At 42.6% G+C, this 24,579-nt stretch carries 23 protein-coding genes; 21 read left to right on the plus strand and 2 right to left on the minus strand.

All coding sequences use genetic code 11. The features are described 5' to 3' along the window. Positions 1–261 precede the first annotated feature (261 nt). The 10 genes from purU to DW182_RS12980 all read left to right on the plus strand — a co-directional run bounded on the left by purU (position 262) and on the right by DW182_RS12980 (position 10,584). Positions 262–1,119 carry a formyltetrahydrofolate deformylase gene (purU, locus tag DW182_RS12935; RefSeq protein WP_007209755.1) on the plus strand — a complete coding sequence of 286 codons (858 nt, stop codon included), beginning with the start codon at positions 262–264 and terminating at the stop codon, positions 1,117–1,119. A 9-nt stretch (positions 1,120–1,128) separates the two neighbouring features. Continuing rightward, positions 1,129–1,722 carry an imidazole glycerol phosphate synthase subunit HisH gene (gene hisH / locus DW182_RS12940; RefSeq protein WP_007216310.1) on the plus strand — a complete coding sequence of 198 codons (594 nt, stop codon included), beginning with the start codon at positions 1,129–1,131 and terminating at the stop codon, positions 1,720–1,722. A gap of 16 nt (positions 1,723–1,738) precedes the next feature. Beyond that, positions 1,739–2,470, plus strand: coding sequence for a 1-(5-phosphoribosyl)-5-[(5-phosphoribosylamino)methylideneamino]imidazole-4-carboxamide isomerase (gene hisA / locus DW182_RS12945; RefSeq protein ID WP_117707992.1), 732 nt, complete (start codon positions 1,739–1,741; stop codon positions 2,468–2,470). 81 nt (positions 2,471–2,551) lie between these two features. After that, a complete protein-coding gene (gene hisF, locus DW182_RS12950) occupies positions 2,552–3,310 on the plus strand; it encodes an imidazole glycerol phosphate synthase subunit HisF (protein WP_118295790.1) in 759 nt (252 codons plus the stop codon). A gap of 106 nt (positions 3,311–3,416) precedes the next feature. Continuing rightward, the gene (gene hisIE, locus DW182_RS12955; protein WP_118295791.1) at positions 3,417–4,022 is read left to right on the plus strand and encodes a bifunctional phosphoribosyl-AMP cyclohydrolase/phosphoribosyl-ATP diphosphatase HisIE; all 606 of its coding nucleotides are present in this window, start codon (positions 3,417–3,419) and stop codon (positions 4,020–4,022) included. 28 nt (positions 4,023–4,050) lie between these two features. Further along, on the plus strand, positions 4,051–4,776 hold the full coding sequence (locus DW182_RS12960; protein WP_007209750.1) for a cell division ATP-binding protein FtsE: 726 nt from the start codon (positions 4,051–4,053) through the stop codon (positions 4,774–4,776). Positions 4,777–4,797: 21 nt separating this feature from the next. Then, positions 4,798–6,117: an aspartate kinase gene (locus DW182_RS12965; protein WP_007665003.1), complete on the plus strand. Its 1,320-nt coding sequence runs from the start codon at positions 4,798–4,800 to the stop codon at positions 6,115–6,117. Positions 6,118–6,247: 130 nt separating this feature from the next. Continuing rightward, entirely contained in the window at positions 6,248–7,408 is a 1,161-nt protein-coding gene (lysA, locus tag DW182_RS12970; protein ID WP_117707994.1) for a diaminopimelate decarboxylase, read from the plus strand. Positions 7,409–7,712: 304 nt separating this feature from the next. Next, positions 7,713–8,192 carry a ferritin gene (locus tag DW182_RS12975; protein ID WP_117707995.1) on the plus strand — a complete coding sequence of 160 codons (480 nt, stop codon included), beginning with the start codon at positions 7,713–7,715 and terminating at the stop codon, positions 8,190–8,192. 130 nt (positions 8,193–8,322) lie between these two features. After that, on the plus strand, positions 8,323–10,584 hold the full coding sequence (locus tag DW182_RS12980; RefSeq protein ID WP_117707996.1) for a HAMP domain-containing sensor histidine kinase: 2,262 nt from the start codon (positions 8,323–8,325) through the stop codon (positions 10,582–10,584). Positions 10,585–10,623: 39 nt separating this feature from the next. Here DW182_RS12980 and kbl read toward each other — a convergent pair whose 3' ends face one another. Next, the gene (gene kbl, locus DW182_RS12985; RefSeq protein ID WP_007664997.1) at positions 10,624–11,814 is read right to left on the minus strand and encodes a glycine C-acetyltransferase; all 1,191 of its coding nucleotides are present in this window, start codon (positions 11,812–11,814) and stop codon (positions 10,624–10,626) included. 154 nt (positions 11,815–11,968) lie between these two features. On the opposite strand from kbl, the gene DW182_RS12990 reads away from it, so the two are divergent. The 5 genes from DW182_RS12990 to DW182_RS13010 all read left to right on the plus strand — a co-directional run bounded on the left by DW182_RS12990 (position 11,969) and on the right by DW182_RS13010 (position 17,322). After that, positions 11,969–12,925: an NAD-dependent epimerase/dehydratase family protein gene (locus DW182_RS12990; protein WP_117707997.1), complete on the plus strand. Its 957-nt coding sequence runs from the start codon at positions 11,969–11,971 to the stop codon at positions 12,923–12,925. A 22-nt stretch (positions 12,926–12,947) separates the two neighbouring features. Beyond that, positions 12,948–13,796 (plus strand): DUF4348 domain-containing protein, encoded by an 849-nt coding sequence (locus tag DW182_RS12995; RefSeq protein ID WP_118295792.1) that lies wholly within the window; start codon positions 12,948–12,950, stop codon positions 13,794–13,796. A gap of 9 nt (positions 13,797–13,805) precedes the next feature. Further along, a complete protein-coding gene (gene murB, locus DW182_RS13000) occupies positions 13,806–14,789 on the plus strand; it encodes a UDP-N-acetylmuramate dehydrogenase (RefSeq protein WP_118295793.1) in 984 nt (327 codons plus the stop codon). 27 nt (positions 14,790–14,816) lie between these two features. After that, positions 14,817–15,581, plus strand: coding sequence for an MBL fold metallo-hydrolase (locus DW182_RS13005; RefSeq protein WP_118295837.1), 765 nt, complete (start codon positions 14,817–14,819; stop codon positions 15,579–15,581). Between the two features lie 109 nt (positions 15,582–15,690). Then, the gene (locus tag DW182_RS13010; protein WP_118295794.1) at positions 15,691–17,322 is read left to right on the plus strand and encodes a DUF3352 domain-containing protein; all 1,632 of its coding nucleotides are present in this window, start codon (positions 15,691–15,693) and stop codon (positions 17,320–17,322) included. 87 nt (positions 17,323–17,409) lie between these two features. Here the strand turns inward: DW182_RS13010 and DW182_RS13015 are convergent, their stop codons facing one another. Next, on the minus strand, positions 17,410–17,784 hold the full coding sequence (locus tag DW182_RS13015) for a DUF3127 domain-containing protein (RefSeq protein ID WP_118223851.1): 375 nt from the start codon (positions 17,782–17,784) through the stop codon (positions 17,410–17,412). A gap of 177 nt (positions 17,785–17,961) precedes the next feature. Here DW182_RS13015 and dnaN point away from each other — a divergent pair, with 177 nt between their 5' ends. From dnaN to rlmB, 6 genes are all read left to right on the plus strand, one after another. Further along, positions 17,962–19,086: a DNA polymerase III subunit beta gene (gene dnaN, locus DW182_RS13020; protein ID WP_118295795.1), complete on the plus strand. Its 1,125-nt coding sequence runs from the start codon at positions 17,962–17,964 to the stop codon at positions 19,084–19,086. Positions 19,087–19,197: 111 nt separating this feature from the next. Continuing rightward, a complete protein-coding gene (locus DW182_RS13025; protein ID WP_007664979.1) occupies positions 19,198–19,968 on the plus strand; it encodes a 3'-5' exonuclease in 771 nt (256 codons plus the stop codon). A gap of 4 nt (positions 19,969–19,972) precedes the next feature. After that, positions 19,973–21,187 (plus strand): bifunctional phosphopantothenoylcysteine decarboxylase/phosphopantothenate--cysteine ligase CoaBC, encoded by a 1,215-nt coding sequence (gene coaBC / locus DW182_RS13030; RefSeq protein WP_118295796.1) that lies wholly within the window; start codon positions 19,973–19,975, stop codon positions 21,185–21,187. Between the two features lie 30 nt (positions 21,188–21,217). Then, positions 21,218–22,099, plus strand: a complete 882-nt coding sequence (locus DW182_RS13035; RefSeq protein WP_118295797.1) for a DUF4835 family protein — start codon at positions 21,218–21,220, stop codon at positions 22,097–22,099. A gap of 36 nt (positions 22,100–22,135) precedes the next feature. Beyond that, positions 22,136–23,800, plus strand: a complete 1,665-nt coding sequence (recN, locus tag DW182_RS13040) for a DNA repair protein RecN (protein ID WP_118295798.1) — start codon at positions 22,136–22,138, stop codon at positions 23,798–23,800. 37 nt (positions 23,801–23,837) lie between these two features. Continuing rightward, positions 23,838–24,578: a 23S rRNA (guanosine(2251)-2'-O)-methyltransferase RlmB gene (gene rlmB, locus DW182_RS13045; protein WP_044534229.1), complete on the plus strand. Its 741-nt coding sequence runs from the start codon at positions 23,838–23,840 to the stop codon at positions 24,576–24,578. Position 24,579: the final 1 nt, after the last annotated feature.

A 24,579-nucleotide genomic window follows, 5' to 3' on the forward strand; every position in this document is an offset into this window, starting at 1 on the left:
ACGATGAAATTTTTTTGCTTGATTTTATCACTTTTCCTTTTATATCCTCATTTTGAGAACATTGGAATATGAAAAAAAATAAGTTCTTGCAGAGCTTTTTGCGAAAGGGGATTGGGATGGTTTTGTAATGAAAACGAAGCTTTCTGTTGCTTGATTTAAACTTCTTGCTCGAAAACTTCGTTATTTTACAATAAATCGTTATTTTTGCAAACTCAAATCGAGAAAATTGTAATTTGAAAACGATAAAAACGATAATTTAGGATGATGAAAACGGCCAAACTGTTACTTCACTGTCCCGACAAACCGGGAATTCTGGCAGAAGTGACAGACTTTATAACGGTAAACAAGGGAAATATTATCTATCTGGACCAATATGTCGATCACGTGGAGAATATCTTTTTCATGCGTATTGAGTGGGAATTGAAGAACTTCCTGATACCGCAAGAGAAAATTGAAGATTATTTTGCTACGTTGTACGCACAGAAATATGAAATGTTTTTCCGTCTCTATTTCTCGGATACGAAACCACGCATGGCAATATTTGTATCTAAGATGTCACATTGCCTGTTCGATTTGCTGGCACGCTATACGGCAGGAGAGTGGAATGTCGAGATTCCTCTTATTATAAGCAACCATCCCGACTTGCAACATGTAGCCGAACGTTTCGGAATACCTTTCTATCTGTTCCCTATTACAAAGGAGACTAAAGAAGAACAGGAGAAAAAAGAAATGGAATTGCTGGCAAAGCATAAGGTGAACTTCATTGTACTGGCGCGTTATATGCAGGTGATTTCAGAGCGGATGATTGATGCCTATCCCAATCGGATTATCAATATTCATCACTCTTTCCTTCCTGCATTTGTGGGAGCAAAACCTTATCATGCAGCATTTGAGCGTGGTGTGAAGATCATTGGTGCTACCAGTCATTATGTAACAACAGAACTGGATGCAGGACCGATTATTGAACAAGATGTAGTTCGTATCACTCATAAAGATACTGTAGAAGATCTTGTTAATAAGGGGAAGGACTTGGAAAAGATCGTTCTCTCGCGTGCCGTGCAGAAGCATATTGAGCGCAAGGTACTGGCATATAAGAATAAAACAGTGATATTTAGTTAAGGTATATTCATGAAAGTAGCGATTATCAAATATAATGCGGGCAATATTTATTCGGTGGATTATGCGCTGAAGCGTTTGGGCGTGGAAGCTGTGGTAACGGCGGATAAAGATGAATTGCGTGCGGCGGACAAAGTGATCTTTCCAGGTGTGGGTGAGGCGGAAACCACCATGAAGTTTCTGCGTGCCAGTGGCATGGATGCATTGATTAAGGAACTTAGACAGCCTCTTTTAGGGATATGTCTGGGTATGCAAGTGATGTGTCGACATTCTGAAGAGGGAGGAGATGTAGATTGTCTGGGTATTTTTGATACGGAAGTGAAGCGTTTCGTTCCACAGAAGCATGAGGATAAAGTGCCTCACATGGGTTGGAATACGCTCACAGAGACGAACAGTGGCTTATTCAAAGGCTTTACAAAAGAAGAGTTTGTCTATTTTGTGCATAGTTTCTATGTTCCCGTCAATGAATATACGGCTGCTGTGACGGACTATATACAACCGTTTAGCGCTGCCTTGCATAAGGATAATTATTACGCTACCCAATTCCATCCGGAGAAAAGTGGAGGTGTGGGAGAGCGTATCCTGCGCAATTTTTTAGAATTATAATTAAGTAGATGCATATATGATAGAGCTTATTCCTGCAATAGATATTATCGACGGAAAGTGTGTACGCCTTTCGCAAGGTGACTATGACAGTAAGAAGGTGTATAACGAAAATCCGGTAGAAGTGGCCAAAGAAATGGAGGCACACGGTATTCGCCGGCTTCATGTGGTAGACCTGGACGGAGCGGCTTCTCATCATGTAGTCAATTATAATGTTTTGAATAGAATCACTTCACAGACTTCCCTGATAGTTGATTTCGGTGGTGGCGTGAAAAGTGATGAAGACTTGAAAATTGCTTTTGAGAATGGGGCACAGATGGTTACAGGCGGCAGTATTGCGGTGAAAAATCCTGAGCTATTCTGCCATTGGCTGGAAGTTTACGGCAGTGGGAAGATAATTCTTGGTGCGGACGTGAAAGACCGGAAGATAGCTGTGAATGGCTGGAAGGACGAAAGTGCCTGTGAATTATTTCCCTTTCTGAAAGAATATGTAGAGAAAGGCATTCAGAAAGTAATTTGCACGGATATCAGTTGCGATGGTATGTTGCAGGGGCCTTCTATTGAACTGTACAAGGAGATGCTGGAACAACATTCCGACCTTTACCTGATAGCAAGTGGTGGTGTCAGCAATATGGAAGATATACGTGCATTGGAGATGGCTGGAGTACCGGCTGTAATTTTTGGTAAGGCTCTGTATGAAGGGCATATTACTCTGAAGGAAATTGAAAGATTTATGATTTCTGGTTTCTGATTTATGGGGCGGATACATGCAGCTCCTAAATCGACATTCATAAGTCATAGATCATAAATTATAAATCATAAATCATTAAAGGTGTTAGCGAAAAGAATTATTCCCTGTCTCGATATCAAAGACGGACAAACAGTGAAAGGAACCAATTTCGTCAATTTGCGTCAAGCGGGCGATCCGGTGGAACTGGCGCGTGCGTATAGTGAGCAAGGTGCTGATGAATTGGTTTTTCTGGATATAACAGCCAGTTTTGAAGGTCGCAAGACATTTGCAGAGTTGGTGAAGCGCATTGCTGCCAATATTAGTATTCCGTTTACGGTAGGTGGCGGTATCAACGAATTGAGTGATGTAGACCGTCTGCTGAATGCCGGTGCAGATAAGATATCTATCAATTCTTCTGCAATTCGCCGTCCCGAATTGATTGATGAAATAGCTAAGAACTTCGGTTCGCAGGTATGTGTGTTGGCGGTAGATGCCAAACAGACTGAAAAAGGCTGGTGGTGCTATTTGAATGGAGGTCGTGTAGAAACAGATAAAGAACTGTTTGCCTGGACCAAAGAAGCCCAGGAACGTGGTGCTGGAGAAATACTTTTCACCAGCATGAATCATGATGGCGTAAAGACCGGATACGCTAATGAAGCGCTTGCTGAAATGTCTGATAACCTCTCTATTCCGGTGATTGCATCGGGCGGAGCAGGAGCAAAAGAGCATTTTCGTGATGTGTTTTTGCAAGGAAAAGCAGATGCAGCATTGGCAGCCAGTGTTTTTCATTTCGGAGAAATTAAAATTCCCGATTTAAAATCGTATCTTTGCGCCCAGGGAATACCAATGCGGGTGATGTAAAAGTGATAGAGTGGCAAAGTGATAAGGCGATAAAGATGACAGAATATTACCGCATCACGCTGCATAGCAATTAATAATTTATAGCTTATAATTAATAATTACCTAAATGGATTTTGATAAAATGAACGGACTTATTCCGGCAATCATACAAGACGCAGACACCGCTAAGGTGTTAATGTTGGGCTTCATGAATAAAGAAGCTTACGACAAAACGGTAGAAACCGGTAAAGTGACTTTTTTCAGCCGCACCAAGAACCGTCTTTGGACGAAAGGTGAGGAGAGTGGCAATTTTCTGAATGTCGTTTCTATCAAAGAAGACTGCGATCAGGATACATTGCTGATTCAGGTACACCCTGTGGGTCCTGTTTGCCATACAGGTACGGATACATGCTGGGGTGAGAAGAATGAACAGCCTGTAATGTTCCTGAAGCATCTTCAGGATTTTATTATTAAGCGCCATGAAGAGATGCCGGAAGGTTCTTATACAACCAGTCTGTTTGAGTCAGGTGTGAATAAAATGGCACAGAAAGTGGGTGAAGAAGCTGTGGAAACAGTGATCGAAGCTTGCAACGGAACTGATGAACGGTTGATCTATGAAGGAGCCGATTTGATATACCACCTCATCGTGCTGCTAACATCCAAAGGATACAGTCTGGAAGATTTGGCACGCGAGTTGCAAGAACGTCATAGCGCTTCGTGGAAGAAACACTAAACAATTGACAATTAATAATTAAATGGGAATGGCTGAACCGCTGATACGATATAAAGATGTGGAAGTACACCAACAGGACTTGTGCGTGCTGAATGAGGTAAACCTTGAGCTGCAGAAGGGAGAGTTTGTGTACCTGATCGGTAAGGTAGGTTCGGGTAAGACCAGTTTGTTAAAGACCCTCTACGGAGAACTGGATATTACTGCCGGCGAAGCAATGGTACTGGGGTATGATATGAGTCGCATTAAGCGTAAGCATATTCCGCAGTTGCGTCGTAAGTTGGGCATTGTGTTTCAGGATTTCCAACTGTTGACGGACCGCACGGTGAACGATAATCTTGCTTTTGTATTGAAGGCTACGGGCTGGAAAAACAAATCGGAAATAAAAGATCGTATTGCTGAAGTGCTGATGCAGGTAGGAATGGGTAATAAAGGATATAAGTTTCCTAACGAACTTTCGGGAGGCGAACAGCAACGCATCGTTATTGCCCGTGCTATGCTCAACTCTCCGGAGATTATCCTGGCGGATGAACCGACCGGTAATCTGGATGCGGAAACGGGACGTGCTATTGTAGGACTATTACATAACATCAGCCGCACGGGTGGCTCGTTGGTATTGATGACTACGCACAATCTCCATCTGCTTCACGAGTTTCCGGGACAGGTATATCGTTGTGCAGGTCATCAGATAACAGATGTAACGTCCGAGTATTCGGGTATGATGCCGACTGTAGAAGAAACAAATAATAATATATAATCATTTAATACAGGAACGAAAATGAAAGTTTTAAAGTTTGGAGGTACTTCCGTAGGTTCTGCATCGCGGATAAAGGAAGTAGCCAAATTGATCACTGATGGTGAACAAAAGATAGTTGTACTCTCGGCTATGTCGGGCACAACTAATACATTGGTGGAAATTTCGGACTATCTGTACAAGAAAAATCCGGAGGGTGCCAACGAAATCATTAACAAGCTGGAGGCTAAATATAAACAGCATGTGAATGAGTTGTATTCCACTCCCGAGTATAAACAGAAAGGTCAGGAACTGATTAAATCTCATTTTGACTACATCCGTTCTTACACCAAAGATCTTTTCACGCTGTTTGAGGAGAAAGTGGTTCTGGCACAGGGAGAATTGATCTCTACTGCCATGATGAACTATTACCTGCAAGAGTGTGGTGTGAAGTCCATTTTGCTTCCGGCTTTGGAATATATGCGTACCGATAAGAATGCGGAGCCTGATCCTGTATATATTAAGGAGAAACTTCAGATGCAGTTGGAATTGCATCCCGGTGCTGAGATTTACATCACACAAGGATACATTTGTCGTAATGCTTACGGAGAAATAGACAATCTGCAACGTGGTGGAAGCGATTATACCGCTTCTCTGATCGGTGCAGCTATCAATGCTTCCGAAATCCAGATATGGACCGATATCGATGGTATGCACAATAATGACCCGCGTATTGTTGACAAGACTGCTCCTGTACGTCATCTTCATTTTGAAGAAGCTGCTGAGCTGGCTTATTTTGGTGCGAAGATTCTTCATCCCACTTGTATACAGCCTGCCAAGTATGCTAATATACCGGTGCGTCTGCTGAATACGATGGACCCGACTGCTCCCGGTACTATGATTTCCAATGATACTGAGAAGGGTAAAATCAAGGCAGTTGCAGCAAAAGATAACATTACAGCTATCAAGATTAAATCCAGTCGTATGTTGCTTGCCCACGGTTTCTTGCGCAAGGTCTTCGAAATCTTCGAGAGCTATCAGACTTCTATCGATATGATTTGTACTTCTGAGGTAGGAGTATCTGTATCTATTGATAATACGAAGCACCTCAACGAGATTCTGGACGACCTGAAGAAGTACGGAACCGTTACAGTAGATAAGGATATGTGTATCGTTTGCGTGGTAGGTGATTTGGAATGGGAGAATGTCGGTTTCGAAGCGAAGGCACTGGATGCCATGCGCGACATACCGGTACGAATGATTTCGTTCGGTGGTAGTAACTACAACATTTCTTTCCTCATTCGTGAGTGCGATAAGAATCAGGCATTGCAGTCGCTTAGTGATGCACTGTTCAACGAAGAATAAGAGAAATAAGAAAGTACAGATATAAAATGATATGGAGCGCAAACTACACAAATTGCACAACTCGCTGATAAAGGCTCTTGTGTAATTCGCGTAATTTGCGCTCTTTTCTTTATCAATAAGGTTTTGAAGTATGAAAGGAACATTTCCCATAGATAAATTCCGTGAACTGCGTACCCCCTTTTATTATTATGATACGAAGGTGTTGCGCGACACTCTTTCCTGCGTGCGTGCAGAAGCTGCTAAATATGGCAATTTTGAGGTGCATTATGCTGTGAAAGCAAATGCTAATCCGAAGGTGCTTTCTATTATCCGTGAGAACGGGCTGGGTGCCGATTGTGTGAGTGGAGGAGAAGTGCGTGCTGCTGTTAAGGCAGGTTTTCCTACAAATAAGATTGTTTTTGCCGGAGTGGGCAAGTCTGATTGGGAAATAAATCTGAGTCTGGACTATAATATTTTCTGTTTTAATGTAGAGTCTATTCCTGAGCTGGAGATTATCAATGAACTGGCTGCAGCTAAAGGTAAAGTGGCTAATGTCGCTTTCCGTATCAATCCGAATGTAGGAGCTCATACTCATGCCAATATCACTACCGGACTAGCGGAAAACAAGTTTGGCATTAGTATGCAAGACATGGATCATGTGATAGAAGTGGCTTTGGAGATGAAGAATGTGAAGTTTATCGGATTGCATTTTCACATTGGTTCGCAGATATTAGATATGGGTGATTTCGTTGCCCTGTGCAATCGTGTAAATGAATTGCAAGACAAGCTGGAAGCACATCGCATCCGCATCGAGCATATCAATGTAGGTGGTGGACTGGGTATTGATTATAAGCATCCCAACCGTCAGGCAATACCTGATTTTAAGGATTACTTCTCTACTTATGCCGAACATCTGAAACTGCGCTCTTATCAAACACTTCATTTTGAATTGGGGCGTGCCATAACGGGGCAGTGCGGTTCACTTATCTCACAGGTGCTTTATGTAAAACAGGGAGCAAATAAGAAATTTGCCATCCTTGATGCTGGTATGACGGATTTGATTCGTCCTGCATTGTATCAGGCTTATCATAAGATAGAGAATATTACTTCCGAGGATGCAGTTGAGGCGTATGATGTGGTAGGTCCTATCTGTGAATCGTCGGATGTTTTCGGGAAAGCGATAGATTTGAATAAGGTGAAGCGTGGAGATCTGATTGCATTACGTTCTGCAGGTGCTTATGGTGAGATAATGGCTTCGAGCTATAACTGTCGTGAGTTGCCACAGGGGTACACTTCGGACGAACTGGTGTGAAAGAATTGAATATATTGTAGGAAGCGTGTAAGACTATCATTTAAATCTTGCACGCTTTTTGTCATTTTGTATTTAATTTATTTGTATTTGAAATATGGAAATTATCTTTTTTATTTTCAATATCTATATTTGTATGATGTGATTGGAAATGGAAAAGCAATGGAGGAGTTATACGCCGAACATATATATACTAGTTTCAAATGTACTTCTGATTTTATTTGTTTAAAAAATGTTATCAAATGAACAAATGTTGTGTATCATTGTTACTTTTGTAATGATTTCAATTTAATTAAAAAATACGATTATGATTACTGAAAAATTACAGAATGCAATTAACGAGCAGATTACGGCTGAAATGTGGTCCGCTAACATGTATTTGGCTATGTCTTTCTATATGGAAAAAGAAGGATTTTGTGGTATGGCACATTGGTTGAAGAAACAGTGGGCAGAAGAGAATGAACATGCTTGTTCACTGGCCGATTACGTAATTAAGCGTGGTGGTAAGGCCAAAGTCGATAAGCTGGATGTAGTTCCTAATGATTTTGGTACTCCGCTGGAAGTATTTGAACAGGTTTACAAACACGAATGTCGTGTATCCGAAATGATTGACAAGTTGGTAGATGTAGCTGCTGCTGAGAAAGATAAAGCAACGCAGGACTTCCTGTGGGGATTTGTGCGTGAACAAGTAGAAGAAGAATCAACTGCTGCAGGCATTGTTGATATGATTAAGAAAGCCGGTGCAACGGGTATCTTCTTTGTAGACGTAAAATTGGGCGAACGTTAATAATCTTTTGATATAGAATTGCTAAGTCAAAAAAAGAGCTGCTTGATTTTTTAAGCAGCTCTTTTATTTTTGCTGTTTCAGTATTTTAGTCTACCTTTGTTACTCTTTTTAACACGTACTGTGAATTACTATGCGTATGGGCAAAATAAATTTTAAATTCCTCCTTTGGATAATGTTGAGTTGCCATGTCTTGAGCGCTTGTTCGGAGATGGAAAAACGGAAAGTGCTGGTGGTGCACTCTTATGAGAAAACTTATGCTGCTTATCCTGATTTTAATAAAATGATTGCCGAAACTTTCCGGAAGAGAGGGATTGATGTCGAACTCCGTACAGTGTATTTAGATTGCGAGGCTTATCAGGATAACTTAGAATCCTTGTATCTGCACTCTCTGTTGGATGAAGTTTCCGAAAACTGGGAACCGGAAATTATATTGGTCAATGATGACCAGGCAACTTATTCACTGCTGAAGTGCGGACATCCGCTGGCGAAGCAACTCCCCGTTGTTTTTGGTGGAGTGAATTACCCTAACTGGTCTTTTATAAAGCAATATCCCAATGTGACCGGATTTCGTGATAAAATAGATTTTATGGCGAATATCAAGGTTGCGAAAGAGATATTCGGGAAGGGGATGCATCTCTTCACTATTATAGACTCCACTTATCTGGATAAACAAATAAGGAAGGATGCTTGGGAACAGTTGAAAGGCGAGAAGGTGGAAGGTTTCATGAACTCAAAAGAATTCAATTCCAGGGAATGGAAGGAGTTTGTAAAAGACAAGAGTTATACGTATTTTGCCGGGCTTACTGTCCGGCTTCAGAAGGATCGTTCGGATGCCGGACTACTTTGGAGTTTGAGCCAATACACAAGAGATAGGTGTTATCTTCAATTGAAAAGGGACTTTACGACTGTCAATATCGGAAATATCTGTTCCAGTCCCAGCCTGACAGCCATTAATGAAGGTTTTGGCTATGGCGAGAAACTGTTGGGGGGATATATGACGACGATCCCAATACAGGTAGGGGAAATGGTGGATGCGGCGGTCAGGATTTTGCATGGTGAGAAGCCTTTGGATATGCCCATCGCAAACAGTGCTAAAGAGTATGTGGTAGATTGGGAGGTGATGGAGCAGAGGGGGCTTTCGAAGGCGGATATTCCAGAGAAGTATTCTATTATCCATATTCCATTCAGTGAGGCATATCCTTGGCTGTGGGGAGGAATTATTTTCTCAGTTACAGTTCTATTGATTACGCTGTTTGTCTTGTTGTTTTTCCTTTATCGTCGGGAGCAGGGGAGGAAAAAGAAAGCTCTCAATGCGCTGGAGGATGAAAAAGAAACGTTGGCGCTGGCTATTGAGGGGAGTGATACGTACGCGTGGAAGTTGGAGAATGATTATTTTATATTTGAGAGTGATTTCTGGAAGTCGCAGGGAATGATGTCGAAGGTACTTACGTTTGATAAACTCATTAAGTTTATTCATCCGGAATGCCGGGATGAGGTGGAGGAAAACTGGAGGAAGATATCCTTAATCCGTAAGGTGGCGGTGCAGGTGCGTTGCGACTTTAACGGAAAAGGATATCAATGGTGGGAATTCCGGTATAAGACCATTGCATTACCGGATGGCGGCTATAAGGCTGCCGGACTGTTGCTGAATATACAGGACATTAAAGATCATGAACATGAACTGGAAGAGGCGCGTCTGCTGGCGGAAAAAGCTGAGCTGAAACAGTCGTTCCTGGCGAATATGAGCCACGAGATACGCACTCCGCTGAATGCGATTGTCGGCTTTTCCAATATATTGGCAGCGGATGAAGAACTGGAACCAGATGAGCGCTGTGAGTATATCAAGACGATCAACAAGAATAGTGATTTGCTGCTGATGCTGATAAATGATATCTTGGAACTTTCACGGCTTGAGTCGGGCTATATGTCCTTTGAATTTGCTCCATGCGGAGTGGAGGAATTGGTGGATGAAATCTATCAGACCCATCAGATGTTAATACCGGAACAGTTGGAATTTATTAAGGATAAGGATACAGTGCCGGTAAGGATAAATGTGGATAAAGGACGGTTGGTGCAAGTGGTCACTAATTTCCTGAATAACGCTTCTAAATTTACAGCTTCAGGGTATATCAAGCTGGGATATCGTTATTTACCTGAGACTTCGGAAGTGGAAATTTATGTGGAAGATACAGGCTGTGGCATTCCTCGCGCCGAGCAGAAGATGATTTTTAATCGGTTCTACAAGCAGAATGAATTTTCGCAAGGAACGGGCTTGGGGCTTTCTATCTGCCAGATTATTATAGAGAAATTGCAGGGAAGGATTGAACTGCACTCGGAACAGGGGAAAGGGAGCAGATTTGCGGTGATACTAAAAGCTACAAGCTACGAGTGACTTGTAGCTCGTAACTCGTAGCCTGTAACTTAGCGCACTTTAGTGCGCTAATACTCCAAGTTCTTTTCCTACCTTAATAAATGCCTCGATACATTTATCTAGATGTTCTTTCTCGTGTCCTGCCGAAATCTGTACGCGGATACGGGCTTGCTCTTTCGGTACTACGGGATAGTAGAACCCGGTTACGTAGATACCCTCTTCCTGCATGCGTGCGGCATATATCTGAGACAATTTGGCGTCATACAACATCACGGCGCAAATGGCGCTTTGAGTGGGTTTGATGTCGAAACCGGCAGCAGTCATCTTATCGCGGAAATAGCTCACATTGTTTACTAACTTGTCATGTAGCGCATTACTTTCTTTCAGCATCTTGAATACTTCGATACTTGCACCTATCACAGCCGGAGCTACTGAATTAGAGAACAGATACGGACGGCTGCGCTGACGTAACAGGTCAATGATTTCTTTCGGTCCGGTCGTGAATCCGCCCATAGCACCGCCGAAGGCTTTACCTAATGTTCCAGTATAGATATCTACGCGTCCGTAAGTTTGATACAGTTCGCTTACACCATGTCCCGTAGGACCTACTACGCCTGCAGAGTGCGATTCGTCTACCATCACTAGTGCATCGTATTTCTCAGCCAGATCGCAAATTTTGTCCATTGGGGCAACATTGCCGTCCATAGAAAATACACCGTCGGTGACTATGATGCGGAAACGCTGTGTCTGGGCTTCCTGTAGGCATTTTTCCAGTTCGGTCATATCGGCATTGGCGTAGCGGTAGCGTTTGGCTTTGCATAGGCGGACACCGTCGATGATGGAGGCATGGTTCAGAGAATCGGAGATGATGGCGTCTTCTTCCGTAAATAGCGGCTCGAATACACCACCGTTAGCATCAAAACAAGCAGCATATAGTATGGTGTCTTCCGTCTTGAAATAGTCAGAGATAGCAGCTTCCAGTTCTTTGTGAATGTCTTGTGTTCCGCAGATGAAGCGTACGGAAGACATGCCGTAGCCACGGTGATCCATCATCTTTTGGGCAGCGGCAATCAGTCGCGGATGGTTGGACAAACCCAAGTAGTTGTTGGCGCAGAAATTCAGCACTTCCTTCCCTTTTACGGTGATGGCGGCTTGTTGTGCACTCTCGATCAGGCGTTCTTCTTTATAGAGTCCAGCCTCTTTAATTTCAGCAAGTGTATTGCTGAGATGTTCTTTCATTTTCCCGTACATAGCTTTATAAATTAAAAGTTTGTCATCTTAATACTAAACGATACAAAGGACACGATTTTTCTTCAAATAAACAATAGCAAAATGATAGAATAATGAAAAAAAAGTATGTATATTTGCGCGTCTCTAAGTATGGAGTACCTTATAAATAAGTCGTATGAAGAATATTTTGGTAATTGGAGCAACCGGACAGATAGGTTCGGAACTCACATTGGAGTTGCGTAAACGTTATGGGGATGACCATGTTATCGCTGGATACATTCCGAGTGCTATGCCTAAAGGGGAATTAAAGGCATCAGGTCCTTCAGCTATTGCCGACGTGACCGACCGTCAGTCTATTGAAGTGGTGGCACGCCAATTCAAGATTGATACGATTTATAATCTGGCAGCTTTGCTTTCAGTTGTTGCTGAAAGCCGTCCGGCCATGGCCTGGAAAATCGGTATCGATGGATTATGGAATGTGCTGGAAGTAGCGCGCGAGTATGGTTGTGCAGTCTTTACCCCGAGTTCTATCGGTTCGTTCGGAGAAGCTACACCTCATGTGAAGACGCCGCAAGATACGATTCAGCGTCCCCGTACAATGTATGGTGTAACCAAAGTAACTACCGAATTATTGAGTGATTATTATTATACTAAATATGGTGTAGATACCCGTGCGGTTCGTTTTCCGGGTATTATCTCCAATGTGACCCCTCCGGGTGGAGGTACTACCGACTATGCAGTCGATATATTTTACTCCGCAGTGAAAGGTGAAAGATTTGTATGTCCTTTGAGACCTGGTACTTATATGGATATGATGTATATGCCTGATGCGCTGAATGCAGCTATTTCATTGATGGAGGCTGCTCCGGCACGTCTGAAGCATCGGAATGCTTTCAATATCGCTGCTATGAGCTTTGATCCGGAAGAGATCTGCCAGGCTATCAAGAAGCATGTGCCCGACTTTGAAATGGTATATGAAATTGATCCATTGAAACAATCTATTGCCGACAGTTGGCCTGATAGTCTGGATGATACCTGTGCTCGTGAAGAGTGGGATTGGAAACCGCAGTATGATTTAGAGTCCATGACAGTGGACATGCTTGAAAAGTTAAGAGCTAAACTAAATAAGTGACCTGATGAGGTCTCGGTAAAGAATGAGAAAAATAGGATTGGGGTTCTTTCTTCTCGTTTTCTTGATGTCATGTGGCAACAAGAAAACGAAGATGGACCCTTTTGCGACAATCACCAATTTGGTGGATTCAGCTTCACATAAGGCTGATACTGTGCCGGAGGTTGAAGAGGATAACGACCCTAAGCCCATAGAAGCGGATGAATCATTTGATGATTTTATCTATAGTTATGCTTCGGATGACGCCCTGCAACGGCAGCGGACCAAATTTCCATTGCCTTTTTACAACGTCGATACATCTTCGAAAATAGAGAAGGAGGACTGGGAGCATGATTATTTGTTTACCCAGCAGAGTTATTATACATTGCTCTTTGATGATGAAGATGATCTGGAATTGGTGGGAGATACTGCACTTACTTCTGTACAGGTGGAATGGATTTTTCTAGAAAACCGTATGGTGAAGAAATACTATTTTGAACGTACTAAGGGGGTATGGATGTTGGAAGCTATCAATCTTCGCCAGATAGAGCAGGGGGAAAATGAAGACTTCGTTGCGTTTTACTCTCGCTTTGTAACCGACAGCATTTATCAGAGTCGACATATCCGGGAACCTTTGAAGTATATCACAATAGATCCGGATGATGAGTTTTCTATTCTGGAGACTACGCTTGATTTGAACCAGTGGTATGCTTTCCGCCCTGTATTGCCTGTGGATAAACTATCCAATATCAATTATGGACAGAAGAATAGTGATAACTCAAATACGAAAATCCTGAAAGTGAACGGGATTGGAAATGGATATACCAATATCTTCTATTTCCGCAGACATCGCGGAGAGTGGGAGTTACATAAATATGAGGATACGAGCATTTAAGATTTGTAAATGAGAAAAATACCCAATACATTCGGACTTGATGTGGAAGCTGCCGTGTTTCTGGAATACGGTTCGGTAGAAGAATTGGAGAAGTTGATTGCTGACGGGCGTATCACTTCTCCTTATCTGCATATTGGCGGAGGGAGTAATCTGCTGTTTACTGGAAATTATGAAGGAGTGATATTGCATTCGCGCATTGGTGGCGTTGAAGTAATGGCTGAAAATGAAGAAAAGGTTTTGGTGCGTGTAGGTGCCAGTGTGGTATGGGATGATTTCGTGGCCTATTGCACGGAACGTGGTTGGTACGGGACTGAGAACCTGTCTCTTATACCTGGTGAGGTAGGAGCGGCAGCTGTACAGAATATTGGTGCCTATGGTGTAGAGGTGAAAGGCCTGATTTCTTCCGTGGAAACGGTGAACATACAAGGAATGAAACATGTTTACCAAGTGGATGAATGTAATTACTCATATCGGAACAGTATTTTTAAAAATCCGGAAATGAAGCAGGTATTTGTCACGTATGTTTGTTTTTCTTTGAGTAAGAAAGAGCATTATACGCTGGATTACGGTACGATCCGCCAGGAGCTTGAAAAATATCCGAAAGTAGATTTGAAAACATTGCGCCGGGTGATCATTGATATTCGTGAAAGTAAATTGCCTGATCCGAAACTACTAGGTAATGCCGGGAGTTTTTTTATGAATCCTGTCGTCTCTCGTGAGGTCTTTGAGGCTTTGAGGGAAGAATATCCTCAAATGCCCTTTTATGAGATGGGGACTGACCGGATCAAAATTCCTGCAGGCTGGATGATAGACCAGTGTGGTTGGAAAGGTAAAGCGCTGGGACCTGCCGCTGTGCATGATAGGCAGGCGTTGGTATTAGTAAACCGGGGTGGGGCAACGGGAGCTGACATTGTAGCACTTTCGGATGCTGTACGGGCATCAGTTCGTGAGAAGTTTGGTATTGACATTCATCCCGAAGTGAATTTTATTTGAAAGATTGATAATTAATTGGTAATAGACGTGAAACTAAGAATATTAGGGAGCGGAACATCGACAGGAGTGCCTGAAATAGGTTGTAAGTGTGAAGTTTGTACTTCTACCGATCTGCGTGATAACCGTTTACGTGCATCGTCTTTGTTGCATACGGATGATGCGGTGATATTGATTGATTGTGGACCGGATTTTCGGGAACAGATGTTGCGTGCAGCCTCATTTGAAAAAATAGATGGAGTGCTGATTACCCATGAACATTATGACCATGTAGGTGGGCTGGATGATCTTCGTCCTTTCTGTCGTTTCGGTGAAATACCTATATACTCCGATGAGTATACGGCAACTCACCTGCGTGCACGGATGCCTTATTGCTTTCTGGAGCATAAATACCCGGGTGTTCCTCAAATTTTCTTGCAGGAAGTGGAAGCCGGAAAAACGTTCTTCATCAATAATACGGAGATTACCCCTTTGCAGGTGATGCACGGGCGTCTGCCTATTCTGGGGTATCGTATCGGTAAACGTATGGCTTATATTACAGATATGCTGACTATGCCCGAAGAATCATATAAACAATTACATGACTTGGATGTTCTGGTTGTGAATGCCTTACGCGTAAAACCGCATCCTACGCATCAGAGTATTTCCGAGGCTTTGGAAACGGCGAAGCGTATTGGCGCACGGGAAACTTATTTTATCCATATGAGTCATCATGCCGGATTGCATGCCGAGCTTGAAAAACAGCTTCCGCCTGATGTACATTTGACCTTTGATGGTATGGAAATTGAGTTTTGAGGCACAGGCATTCTAAAACTTTTTTATATCTACTAAAGTTTTTGAAACATTTGTTTTGTTTTATTAGTAGAAATAATTATTTTTGCCGAAACTTGATGCCTGAAAAACCATGAAGTTACGTCTTATCATAAGAATTGCCGTGATTGTGTCCATAGTATTGCTATGTACGGGGTTTGGGGTGTATTCATTCTTCAGGTTGAATGAGGTGGAGAGTCAGAAAGATTTTAATCTTTATACTTTAGTCCCTCAAAGTGCAATGGCTGTGTTGGAGACAGATCGCATGGCTGAGCTGGTTGATGGTATCAATCAACTAAGTTGCAGCAAAGATAATCACTTCCTTTATGCTTCCGAACTCTTTGTCTATCTGAAAAACTATCTGCATACCTTGCTCGATGATACTCCGCATGGCCTTAGTAAGCAGATGAATAAAATGCTTATCAGTTTCCATGAACCGGATAACCCATTGAATCAAGTGCTGTATTGCAGTCTGGGTTCGGGAGATTATGAGTTGGTGGAGTCGTTTATCAGGAAATATAGTTCCAGTGCATTTCCCTCTAAATTCTTTGATTACAGGGGTGAAGAGATTAGTATTTATCCTATGCCTGAGGGGCGCTTTCTGGCTGCGTATTTTACACCGGACTTCCTGGCAATTAGTTTTCAGAAACGGTTGGTAGAACAAGTGATTGATGCACGGCTTTCTAAGAAATCGTTAATAGATATGCCCTCATTCAAACTGATGCATGCGGGAAAGAATACGAATGTGGAAGCTACGATGTATGTGCGCATCAAGTCAGTAGATATGGGGAAAAATACGGATGGTATTCGTTCGCAAACCTATTTGGGAAGTTGGGCGGAGTTTGATTTGAAGCTGAATGAAACTGCCATTTATTGTTCAGGTATCAGCCATGGCTCGGACATTACACGCACTTTTATTAATGCTTTACGTCATCAGCAGCCGGTGGAAGGGTTTCCGGGAGAACAGCTTCCACTCTCTACTTTCTTTTATGACTGTTGGGCTATTTCAGATATGGATGCCATGTGTAGCTTTACGGCAGAGCAGGAATATGCCAAAGCTACTTATTCCGATTATATCAAAGAGAGGGATGAGGAGTGGATGGACTTTCTGAAGACTTATGCGGGAGATCAGGTGATTTCTTGTCTCTTTGAACCGAAAGATACATTAAGTGAGTATCCATGTGCAGTGATGAGCGTTCCGGTGAAGAATATGTCACAGGCTGAGCGTCGTTTGCAATCATTGCTTTATACTTCTCCTAAGGAAGTGGATGCACCTCCTGTTCCGCAGGAATGTCCTGATTATCATCTTTATCCCAAAGCATGGGGACACCGTTATTATGTATTGCCTCGAAATACTTTACTGACCCAGTTGACAGGTATCACGGAATCGGCTCTTTATACATATGTCTGTTTTTATCGTGGACATTTGTTGATGGCGCCGGATGTGGTTAGTCTTACTGCATATATAGATTCTATGGAGAATGGAGAGGTGCTGGATGGTACGGCACTTTACGAGGAAGGGATAGGAAGTCTTTCACCATCGTATAGCTTTGTGATGATGGTGGATATGGAAAGGATGGTAGAGCAACCGGAAACATATGTACGTCTGATACCTAACTTCTTCTTTCGTCAGGCGAAGTTTTTCCGCCATTTTATACTTTCTATACAGTTTACTTGTGTAGAAGAGGTGGTATATCCGAATTTGGTGCTTTTATACAAAGGGTAAACGTGAGGTTCAAAATACTTGTAATTATATAATAAAAAAGAGGAGAATTATTCTCCTCTTTTTTATTATACCTAAACTTTATATACTTTAGAACGGCAGATCGTCTTTAGCATCACCTGCCAGGAATTCCGGTGCGGCAGTCGGTGCCGGTGGCGGAACAGGTGCACCCGGTACACCTGCAGGAGCTGCAGCGCTGACACGCTCTACTTTCCATGCGCGGATACTATTGAACCAACGGTCTTGCCATTGGCGTGCATCTACATCAAATGATACGGTCAGTTCTTCACCCATCTGGATGTTAAACTGTTCTATTTTGTCTGCTCCGAAAACATCGAAACACATTTTGCGGGGATATTGGCCGTGGTCTTCAATCACGTATTCTTGTGCTTTCCACTCATTGCCCGACTTTGCCACTCCGCCTCTTGGCTGGAGTATAGCGATAATTTTTCCTGTAAATTCCATTGCATTCTTTTTAAATGATGCGGCGAAGTTACAATTTTTTAGGGAAATCCGGAGAAGTTCCGGACGTTTTTTCTTAATTTTCTTTGTTGTGGGAAGATCTTTTTTTGTAACTTTGTCCGATACTATGAAGTTATAGTACGAATAGGGAATAATATAAAACTTAAATACACAGAACATATGAGATTTATCGTTTCGAGTACTGCGCTCTCCAGCCATTTACAGGCTATCAGCCGTGTGATTAATTCGAAGAATGCGTTGCCCATTTTGGATTGTTTCCTCTTTGAACTGAAAGATGGAACATTGTCGGTTACTGTTTCTGATAGTGAAACGACGATGGTAACATCAGTTGAAGTGAATGAAAGTGATGCTGACGGACGTTTTGCCGTGGCTGCTAAAACAATTCTGGATGCTTTGAAGGAAATCCCCGAGCAACCGCTGTCGTTTGAAGTGAATACTGATTCCTTGGAAATCACAGTACAGTATCAAAATGGTAAGTATAGTCTGATGGGGCAAAATGCCGATGAATTTCCTCAATCGGCTATGCTGGGCGATAATGCCGTACGTGTAGAGATGGAAGCATCCGTATTGTTGGGTGGCATTAATCGTGCCGTATTTGCTACGGCTGATGATGAACTTCGTCCGGTGATGAATGGTATCTATTTTGATATCACCACAGAAGATATTACAATGGTGGCATCTGATGGTCACAAACTGGTACGTTGCAAAACATTAGCGGCCAAAGGTAATGAACGTGCAGCATTCATTCTGCCTAAAAAACCGGCTTCATTGATTAAGAACTTGTTGCCTAAAGAACAAGGACAGGTTGTTATTGAGTTCGATGAGCGTAATGCTGTATTTACATTGGAGAAATATCGCATGGTATGTCGTCTGATTGAAGGACGTTATCCTAATTATAATTCGGTAATACCGCAGAATAATCCTTATAAAGTGACTGTGGACCGTATGCAGTTGGTAGGTGCACTGCGTCGTGTCTCTATTTTCTCGTCACAGGCAAGTAGTCTTATCAAGTTGCGTATGCAGCCCAATCAGATTGTGATTTCAGCCCAGGACATTGATTTCTCTACTTCTGCTGAAGAAACATTGGCTTGCCAGTATGATGGTAATCCGATGAGTATTGGTTTTAAATCGACTTTCCTGATTGATATTTTGAATAATATTGCTGCTGATGAAGTGATAATTGAACTGGCAGACCCGTCACGTGCAGGTGTTATTATCCCCGTTGAACAAGAAGAAAATGAGGATTTGTTGATGCTGCTGATGCCGATGATGCTGAATGATTAATAATTGCTATAGCTACGAGCTACAAGCTACAGGTTACGAGTGCCTTTGGGGATATAGCGTAGCCACTTGTAGCTTGTAGCTCGTAGCTTGTAGCTTATACTTATAATAATAATGAAATTAAACCTCAAAAACCCGATTGTTTTTTTTGATTTAGAGACGACCGGAACGAGTATCAATGTAGACCGTATCGTTGAAATCTGTTATCTCAAAGTACATCCCAATGGTAATGAGGAAGCAAAAACACTTCGTATTAATCCGGAAATGCATATTCCCGAAGGCGCATCTGCCGTTCATGGTATCTATGATGCGGATGTGGTAGATTGCCCTACCTTCAAAGAAGTGGCCCGTACCATTGCCAATGATATAGAAGGATGTGACCTGGCAGGATTTAACTCCAATCGTTTTGATATTCCCGTGTTGGCAGAAGAATTTCTTCGTGCCGGTGTAGATATTGACCTGAGCCGTCGCAAGTTTGTGGATGTACAGGTCATTTTCCATAAATTGGAGCAACGTACACTTTCTGCTGCTTATAAATTCTATTGTGGAAAAAATCTGGAGGATGCACATACGGCGGCAGCTGATACACAAGCCACTTACGAGGTGCTGATGGCACAGCTGGACCGTTATCCGGAATTGCAGAATGACATCGCTTTCCTGGCTGAATATTCCAGTTTTAACAAGAATGTGGATTTCGCAGGACGTATGGTTTATGATGATAATGGCGTGGAAGTATTCAACTTTGGAAAATACAAAGGGATGTCGGTGACAGATGTATTGAAGCGTGATCCGGGTTATTATAGTTGGATACTGAACAGCGACTTTACATTGAATACCAAGGCAATGTTGACTAAGATTCGTCTACGTGAATTAACCAATAAGTAGTATCATGGCGAATACACTGAAAGGGAAGAAAATTGTATTAGGTATAACCGGAAGTATTGCTGCCTATAAAGCTTGTTATATAATCCGGGGATTGATAAAACAAGGTGCTGAAGTACAGGTTGTCATAACTCCTGCGGGGAAAGAATTTATAACTCCCATCACGCTTTCGGCACTGACGAGTAAACCGGTTATCAGTGAGTTTTTTGCCCAGCGTGATGGTACATGGAATAACCATGTGGATCTGGGCTTATGGGCGGATGCTATGCTTATAGCTCCGGCTACTGCTTCAACGATTGGCAAGATGGCCAACGGTGTGGCTGACAATATGCTGATAACAACTTATTTGTCGGCTAAAGCTCCGGTGTTTGTGGCACCTGCCATGGATCTTGATATGTATGCCCACACTTCTACACAAAAGAATCTGGATACGCTTCGTTCTTACGGAAATCATATTATAGAACCGGGTACGGGAGAACTTGCCAGCCATCTGGTAGGTAAGGGACGCATGGAAGAACCGGAAGTTATTATTCAGCATTTGGCGAATTATTTTGCCGGGAAAGAAGGTGATTTGCGGGGTAAGACCATTATGATTACTGCCGGACCTACTTATGAGAAGATTGATCCGGTGCGTTTCATCGGAAATTATTCTTCCGGTAAAATGGGTTTTGCTATTGCTGATGAATGTGCTGCTCGTGGAGCTAAGGTTATTATGGTATCAGGTCCTGTGCAACAGCAATTGAAATATCCGGCAGATTGGTTTACTGTGGAATCGGCAGATCAGATGTATGCTGCAGCGTGTAACTTTTTTATGGAGGCTGATGCTGCAATTCTTTCGGCTGCTGTTGCTGATTTTACACCGGAACAAGTTGCTGATGCCAAGATAAAGCGGGAAAGGGAAGGGGAAATGACGTTGCGTTTGAAACCTACGAAAGACATAGCCGCTTGTTTGGGACAGATGAAAAAAGATCGCCAGGTGCTGGTAGGTTTTGCTTTGGAAACGAATGACGAGTTGCATAATGCTGAAGATAAGTTGCAGCGGAAGAATTTGGATTTTATCGTGTTGAATTCCTTGAATGATAAGGGAGCCGGTTTCCGGTACGATACGAATAAAATCAGCATCATCGACCGTGAAAGCAAGACGGATTTTCCGTTGAAATCAAAAGCGGAAGTAGCTGCGGATATTGTAGATCGTTTGGTGGAAGTATTGAAGAATAAGTAAATATAGGTAGTGAGAAATAAGACACTTTATATGATTCTGCTTCTGGTTGCGGTGGTGTTAAAGTCTGCTGCCCAGGAATTGAATTGTAAATTTACGGTGAATTATTCTCAGATACAAGGTACGAGTACACAAGTTTTTACTACGCTTGAAAATGCTTTGATGGAGTTTGTCAATACCCGTCGGTGGACGCAGGCACAGTATGAAATGAATGAACGGATTCGTTGCTCTATGAACTTGACAGTGAAAGAGTATAATGAGGCGGACGGGCGTTGGAAATGTGAGTTGATTGTACAGTCTACACGCCCTGTCTGGCAATCCGGTTATCAGACGGTAGTTTTTAGCTTTAAAGATACGGATGTTGCTTTCAACTATCGTGAGTTTGATCCGCTGGAATTGCGGGATAATGTTATTGACAGTAATCTGACGGCAGTAATTGCTTATTATGTTTATATGATTATCGGACTGGACATGGATACGATGGCTCCACAAGGTGGTACGGAGGTTTTTCGGGCAGCTGAAGATATTGTAACAGCTGCACAGAATCTTGGTGAAACCGGTTGGAAAGCGTTCGATAGCAGTCGGAATCGTTATGCGTTGGTTTCCGATTATCTGGAAGATGGCATGACGCCTTTGCGTAAACTGATGTATGGGTATCATCGTACAGGTATGGATGAACTTTCAGTGAATGCTGCCCGTGCCCGTGCTACAATAACATCTATGCTTAGCGACCTGAAAGAGGCGCAACAGAATAAACCTATGTCGGCATTGCCAGGTTTGTTTACTGAAATAAAGAAAGATGAATTGATTAATCTTTATTCCCGTGCTGCAATGAAGGAAAAAGAAGAGGTTTGTGAGTTGCTTTCTTCTGTCAATCCCTCGCTGGCTACCGAGTGGGAAAAGATAAAACAATAATAGGAAGTGAGTAAGATTTAAAATTGTAAATAAGTCATGTTACGTTCGCTTTACATACAGAATTACGCGCTTATAGAAAAGCTTGATATTAGCTTTGGTGCAGGTTTCTCCGTTATCACGGGTGAGACGGGTGCCGGTAAGTCTATTATACTAGGTGCTATCGGTTTGTTGCTGGGGCAGCGTGCCGAAGTAAAAGCCATTCGCCAGGGTGCATCGAAATGTGTGATTGAGGCTCGTTTTGATATTTCAGCTTATGGTATGGAACCTTTTTTTGAGGAGAATGAACTGGAATATGAAGAAGAGTGTATCTTGCGTCGTGAGGTTTACGCATCCGGCAAGAGTCGTGCCTTTATCAATGATACTCCGGCTTCGCTTGTACAAATGAAAGAACTTGGAGAACAGTTTATTGACGTGCACTCTCAGCACCAGAATCTTTTGTTGAATAAAGAAGGATTCCAGTTGAATGTACTTGATATATTGTCTCATAATGATGAACAACTTTCCGCTTATCAATCTTTGTACAGAGAATGGAAGCAGGCACAACAGGACTTGGCTGATCTTATAGCCCGTGCTGAGCAGAATAAAGCAGATGAAGACTATATCCGTTTCCAGTTGGAACAGTTAGAAGAAGCGAATTTATCTGCAGGTGAACAGGAAGAACTGGAACAAGAGACGGATACATTGAGTCATGCTGAAGAAATAAAGGCCGGTTTGTTCCGCGTCGGGCAGTTGCTGACCTCTGATGAAGGCGGTTTGTTGGCTGCGTTGAAGGAAAGTCTGAATACAATGCTTGGTCTGCAAAAGGTCTATTCTCCGGCTACAGAACTTGCTGAACGTCTGGAAAGTACATATATTGAATTGAAAGATGTTTCTCAGGAGGTTTCTTCTCAGGAAGAGGATGTCGAGTTTAACCCTGAGCGTCTGGAAGAGGTGAACGATCGGTTGAATCTGATTTATACCTTACAGCAAAAGCATAGAGTAACTACCGTAGAAGAGTTGCTGGCGCTTACTGAGGAATATGCAGCAAAGTTGGCAGCCATTACTTCTTATGATGAACGTATCGGTGAGTTGACAATTCTTTGCGATACCTTATATAATAAGGTGAAAAAGCAGGCTGCTGTTCTTACCAAAGCCCGTACCAGTGCTGCCCGTGAAGTTGAGAAGCAGATGGCTTCACGTTTGATTCCGCTGGGTATGCCTAATGTGCGTTTTCAGGTGGAAATGGGAATGAGAAAAGAGCCTGGCGTACACGGTGAAGATACTGTAAACTTTCTCTTTTCTGCCAATAAGAACGGTGCATTGCAAAGCATTTCATCGGTAGCTTCCGGTGGTGAAATTGCACGTGTCATGTTGTCCATCAAGGCCATGATAGCGGGTGCGGTGAAATTGCCCACTATTGTATTCGATGAAATAGATACAGGAGTATCCGGTGAGATTGCCGACCGTATGGCGGACATTATGCAGGAAATGGGCGAACAGGATCGCCAGGTAATCAGTATTACCCATCTGCCGCAAATTGCTGCGCGCGGATGTGCACATTATAAAGTATATAAGCAAGATAATGAAACCGAAACCAATAGCCACATACGCCGTTTGGCAGATGAGGAGAGGGTAGAGGAAATAGCCCATATGCTCAGTGGGGCTACTTTGACAAAAGCTGCTTTGAATAATGCAAAGGCGCTTCTTGGTATCAAAAGATAGCCTTTAATTTTTAATTTCTAATTTTAAATTCTCAAAGATGGTTGATAAGAGTGAAATGATTTTCGGCGTTCGCGCTGTGATAGAAGCAATACAGGCAGGAAAGGAATTCGATAAGATTCTGGTGAAGAAAGACATTCAGAGCGATTTATCCAAAGAACTTTTTGCTGCACTAAAAGGAACTTTGATTCCGGTGCAACGTGTTCCGGTGGAACGCATTAACCGCATTACCCGTAAGAACCATCAAGGGGTGATTGCTTTTATTTCATCCGTTACGTATCAGAAGACAGAAGATTTGGTGCCCTTTCTTTTCGAAGAGGGCAAGAATCCGTTGTTCGTCATGTTGGATGGTGTGACCGATGTTCGTAACTTTGGTGCTATAGCCCGTACCTGTGAGTGTGCAGCGGTAGATGCTGTTATTATTCCTGCTAAAGGAAGTGTAACGGTGAATGCAGATGCAATGAAAACATCTGCCGGAGCATTGCATGTGCTGCCGGTTTGTCGTGAGCAGAATCTGAAGACTACATTGCAATATCTCAAGGATAGTGGTTTCCGCATTGTGGCAGCTACGGAAAAGGGGGACTATGATTATACCAAAGCTGATTATACAGGACCGATGTGTATCATAATGGGAGCTGAGGATAAAGGTGTTTCCTATGAGAACCTGGCTCTTTGTGATGAATGGGTGAAAATCCCGATGCTGGGTACTATTGAGTCGCTCAATGTTTCTGTTGCGGCAGGTATTTTGATTTATGAAGCTGTGAAACAAAGAACCAACTAAG

The sequence above is a fragment of the Bacteroides sp. AM16-24 genome (genome assembly GCF_003471885.1).
Taxonomy (GTDB): domain Bacteria; phylum Bacteroidota; class Bacteroidia; order Bacteroidales; family Bacteroidaceae; genus Bacteroides.